The sequence below is a fragment of the Jatrophihabitans lederbergiae genome, from assembly GCF_031845305.1.
Classification (GTDB): Bacteria; Actinomycetota; Actinomycetes; order Mycobacteriales; family Jatrophihabitantaceae; genus Jatrophihabitans_A; species Jatrophihabitans_A lederbergiae.
Window position 1 is genome coordinate 1 of the sequence record NZ_JAVREH010000112.1, and the last position, 4,129, is coordinate 4,129.

4 protein-coding genes and 1 pseudogene are annotated in these 4,129 nt (G+C 64.9%); 1 reads left to right on the plus strand and 4 read right to left on the minus strand.

Annotated elements, in window-relative coordinates; translation table 11 throughout:
* Window positions 1–514: 514 nt before the first annotated feature.
* On the minus strand, window positions 515–949 hold the full coding sequence (locus RM423_RS24110; RefSeq protein ID WP_311425584.1) for a hypothetical protein: 435 nt from the start codon (window positions 947–949) through the stop codon (window positions 515–517).
* A gap of 283 nt (window positions 950–1,232) precedes the next feature.
* On the opposite strand from RM423_RS24110, the gene RM423_RS24115 reads away from it, so the two are divergent.
* Window positions 1,233–1,361: a hypothetical protein gene (locus RM423_RS24115; RefSeq protein ID WP_311425585.1), complete on the plus strand. Its 129-nt coding sequence runs from the start codon at window positions 1,233–1,235 to the stop codon at window positions 1,359–1,361.
* Between the two features lie 502 nt (window positions 1,362–1,863).
* Here RM423_RS24115 and RM423_RS24120 read toward each other — a convergent pair.
* The 3 genes and pseudogenes from RM423_RS24120 to RM423_RS24130 all read right to left on the minus strand — a co-directional run.
* Window positions 1,864–2,748 carry an alpha/beta hydrolase gene (locus RM423_RS24120; protein ID WP_311425586.1) on the minus strand — a complete coding sequence of 295 codons (885 nt, stop codon included), beginning with the start codon at window positions 2,746–2,748 and terminating at the stop codon, window positions 1,864–1,866.
* Window positions 2,749–3,052: 304 nt separating this feature from the next.
* Window positions 3,053–3,476 (minus strand): annotated as a pseudogene (locus tag RM423_RS24125) (DUF6328 family protein).
* 235 nt (window positions 3,477–3,711) lie between these two features.
* Window positions 3,712–4,129: hypothetical protein (locus tag RM423_RS24130; protein ID WP_311425588.1), on the minus strand; the 418-nt coding region annotated here is incomplete at its 5' end.

Consider the following 4,129-nt stretch of genomic DNA (forward strand, 5'->3'; position numbering starts at 1 on the left):
AACACCCGGGTCAACACCCCCACCGACACCAAATCCGACAACCGACGATCCGACTCCGGCTTCACCCACCCAGCACGAGGCATACCACCAAACTACACCGCTGTAAGCTTAACTGAACGGTATTGGGACTAGGGTAGGCCACGTGGCCCCACGTAAGGCATCGAACGTCACTCGGCTCGAATTGACCCTCTCGCGGTGACGTGCCTGACCGTCGCGGGCATCGGCGTGGCTCTTCAGATCGCGCACGTTGCCCGCCCGCTGGAAGCTTCATCCTCTTCCTCGGCATAGCCGGGAACACCTTCGTCACCGTGCGCAACGCCAGCCGGGTGAACCGTGAAGAAGCGGCCCAACACATGCGAGGGACCGAGCAGCGCAGTAGACAGGACAGGTGTCAAGCGGTGCACGACGCTCACTTCCACGCCACCGAGCGCTCGCCGGTCATCGGCGTGCGGGGCTGTGAGCAGAAGGCCCTTAGGTTTGGGGCAGATGACCCTGCGGTGCCCTTAGCGGCTTCTCAGTTCACCCGGTGCATGTGTCCAGCGACGATGACGCCGTTTCGTACGGTGTAGGTGCCTTGATAGACCTCGGCGATGCCGTCGGTTTGCATGGCGGTGAATTCGGTGTCGACGACACCGCCGCCAGCGTCGGTCGCCGTTCCGATCACGCCGGTGGTGTTGGCGTAGCCGGCGACCCATGAGTAGTAGTCGCCGCCGTTGGTGAAGTTCGAGCCGCCTGCGTCCCAGGCGGCTCGGAAGTTCTTGCTGTTGAGATCGCTGTAGAACTTCTGAACGACCGCGACTGGGTCCACGTACGCGGCGACCGGGGCCTGTGAGCTTGCGGGGGGTTGAGGTGCTGGCTTCTGCACCGTCGTGACCACGACCGAGACGGATACCGACGGCGAGGGAGTGGCCGTCGAAGTGTGGGTCGGTGCCGCGACTGTCTTCGTCACCGTCGCCGGCCCAGCGGTTGCCGCCGTCGTTCGGGTCGCGCCCCCATTGCATGCCGTGAGTAGGCCGACCGCGCCAACCGCCGCGAAAACCGCCATTCGTTTGGTAGCACGACAGCTGGCATATCCTCCGAAAAGTCCCATTGACGGATCATCGCACGCTAACCGACATGGGCATAGCACTATCGGCCAAGGGCTGCAGCCGGCACTTACGTTCGGTTCGACGGCGCACAAGCACGGGACTACGTTCGGTAGCGGCCTATGTGCATCTCGGAGGAAACGGCATATGTTCGCTGCCGTCCCGCTGCGCGTCACGCCGCCGGTCGTTGCAGTCACCCGGCGGCGTGACGCCGGCTCTCTGCCGGAGGTGCTGCAAGCACGGCGCAAGGATGACCAGCCCGGAGAGGGCCGCTGACCTTCCTACTCTGATCGGCTCATCGGAACAGACAGTGATCCGGCTACGAGCGCGCCACCACCGGACAATCGTGTGCGATTACCGGTTCACAGCTGAAGACTCGCAGTCATCATCACAGCGCGCGAGGACGAGTTCGGGTCGGGAACGGCTGGCGAAGCCGCGCCGGGGCCCGCGCAGCCATGTCGTGAGTCGCCGGCTCCAAGTCGAGGGGCTGACCATGAGGTCTGCGGGCTCCGGGGCCAGCCTCGCGCCCTGCGGGACGCGGTGCTCATAAGCTGCTTGGCCCGTCGTGCGCTACGCCAGCGCTCAAGCTGCGAGCTGATGACGCCGGTCAGGCCGAGGACGAGGCGCAAAAAGCTTAGACGCGGACAACCTTCAACGGTCGGTCTAGGCCTGCGATGTGCACACGCGTTGCTGACCGACTCGCCCCTCGCCTTGGACCCTTGGGTCCTCGACCACGGCGTGACTCTTCCGGCGTCCGTCTACCGGGCAGGAGCGCTAGTCAGTCACTGGCTGTGGTGACTAGCCAAGTCCAGGCCTGGGTCTGGTGCAGGGCCTCGAGGTTGGTGTGGTCCTCGCCTTCGAGGAAGTGGGCGTTGACGCCAGAGATGTGCTCGGCGAGCCATCGACCGTGCTCGGCACCTACCGACAGGTCACCGACGCCGTACCAAAGCTGGACCGGTACGCGGATGTCGCGGACATCGAAGCACCAAGGGGAGAGCGCAGCCGACCAGTCCTCCCACCAGCCCTCGTCACCGCGTCGCATGGCCTCGTGAAAGACCAGCGCGAGATGATCCGCGACGGCTGGGCTGTGCGCCTCGTCCTTGCCTGCCTGATCCCTCCAGCGTGCCCACCACCCTTCCGGGCGGGACAACACCTTGAACCAGTCGTCAGCGTCGATGCGGTGACGGTCGCGAGCCGTTCCCGGGTCGGTGAAGAACAGTTCCACCTCTGCTCGGCTGACCGGCGACAAGTGCCCGGTCCAGTCCAACCCAGGAGCGTCGTAGGGGGCCAGGCCAGCCATCACCACCGCGCCGGACACGTGCTGGGGCAGCAGGGCAGCGCACGCCAGCGCGTAGGCGCCACCACCGGAGAAGCCCCACGTAGCAAAACGCGACACCCCCAGCGCGACGGCGACCGCTTCAGCTTCCTGAGCGACGTCGGCTGTCCGGCGACCCGGACGCCCAGGCCGCTCGCCGTAACCAGGACGGTCCCAGCAGATCAAGCGCAATCCGTGGTCGGCGGCCGCGGCCACCGTCGGTACAAACATGTGCCGCGATCCGGGAGTGCCGGGATGGACGAAAATCGGGTAGCCGGCCGAGGCGGGAGCGCCCTGCACACGCAACTGATGCCCATCGGTCGTCCGGCACCCCCACTCCTGCAGCATCCGCGGAGTGTATGTCTCTGCGTCAGAACGGCGCACGGGCCACGGCGAGAACTTGAGCACCGGGCGGACGCGATGCCCTTTTGAGTTGATGCCAACAGAACGGGCCGCCCATCATCGGGAGCGGGCCGTTTGGTGCCGGGATCGTTAGTCGAACTCGACACGCTCGCTGATGAGCGTGAGCAGCGAACGTGCCTCCTGTCGGCTTGTCAGAGCGACGACGACGCGACTTCCGCGCCGAACCACCTTGACACTTGTTCGGGATGCGATGGCCAGCGATGCTGCCGTGTGCCGCAGAAGGGGTGTGTTAGGACCCGGAAGTTGGCTTCCCCGGCGCTGCGTCGCGGGCTCGGACGACGAGCGGAAACCCGAACCACAGCACCGTCAGTACGGCCGCAACGACGGCTGCTGCTGCTGCCCAGCCTGTGATCGCGCCTCGGACCACGTCAAAGATCAAGAGCACGACTCCGACAATGGCTAGGGACAGCGCCACCAGCCACCGAACACCCGACGGTGATCAGGTATACGTCTTGTTGGAACGTCGAAAGTTTCTCGAAGCGAGCCTGAAAAGGCAGCGTGAGCAGGAAGCCGGTCAACAGTTGTACGCCAGTCTGGACGACTCGTAGCTCTTGAAGCAGGTCAGTCCAGTTGCGATCTAGGCGCTCGGTCGGTGTCTCGTGGCGCGCCTGCTGGTCCCAAGAGTCGTCGCGCTCGGGGTGATCCGTGTCCACGCGGTCCTCGCCCATTCGCCCAACCTAACCGCGCAACACGGAGTGAGTCTGCTGATCCGCGAATGTCCCGCGCCGTCCTCCCAGCGGCGGCCTTGCCACCTTCTAGCGACTACCGGTGTCCGCGTCGGGTGCCAACCGACGCACACGAATAACGCAGGAGTGCGGAGAACTGGAACGAGGCTGGCTCGCCGGTGTTGGAGTGGCGGCTCATGCCATCCTGTCTCGGCCGCTAAGGTCAGCATCCGTGCCGTGGTGGAACAATGCCGAGTGGCAGCAGATGAAATCGGGTGAGGGCTGTCCAATGTGCGCCGACGGTTCCTTGGTGACCAACGAGCACAGCGACCTCATCGCCGAACTGCCGTTCAGCTTCGCGAGGCTTCACCGTAACCAGGCACAGGCGGGGTATTGCGTCGTCATCCTCAAGGGTCACGCGACCGAGTTGCACGAACTCGACCACACTCGGCTCGCCGGATTCTGGTATGACGTCGCAGCGGTCGGCCGCGCTGTAACTGAGATCTTCCAGCCCGTGTGTCGGCGGCGCTCGAAAACTGAACAGTTTCGGCGGTGAGAAGTGAGCACTCAACGATTGGAGTGTGATCACTTTGGAGGACTGGGCGCTGATCAGGAGGCTGGCGGCGGAGGGTGTGCCGAAG

Excerpts from the sequence above, each read along its gene's own strand:
- RM423_RS24115 (WP_311425585.1), top strand. The coding sequence starts at position 1,233 with ATGTTCGCTGCCGTCCCGCTGCGCGTCACGCCGCCGGTCGTTGCAGTC.
- RM423_RS24120 (WP_311425586.1), bottom strand. The coding sequence starts at position 2,748 with ATGCTGCAGGAGTGGGGGTGCCGGACGACCGATGGGCATCAGTTGCGT.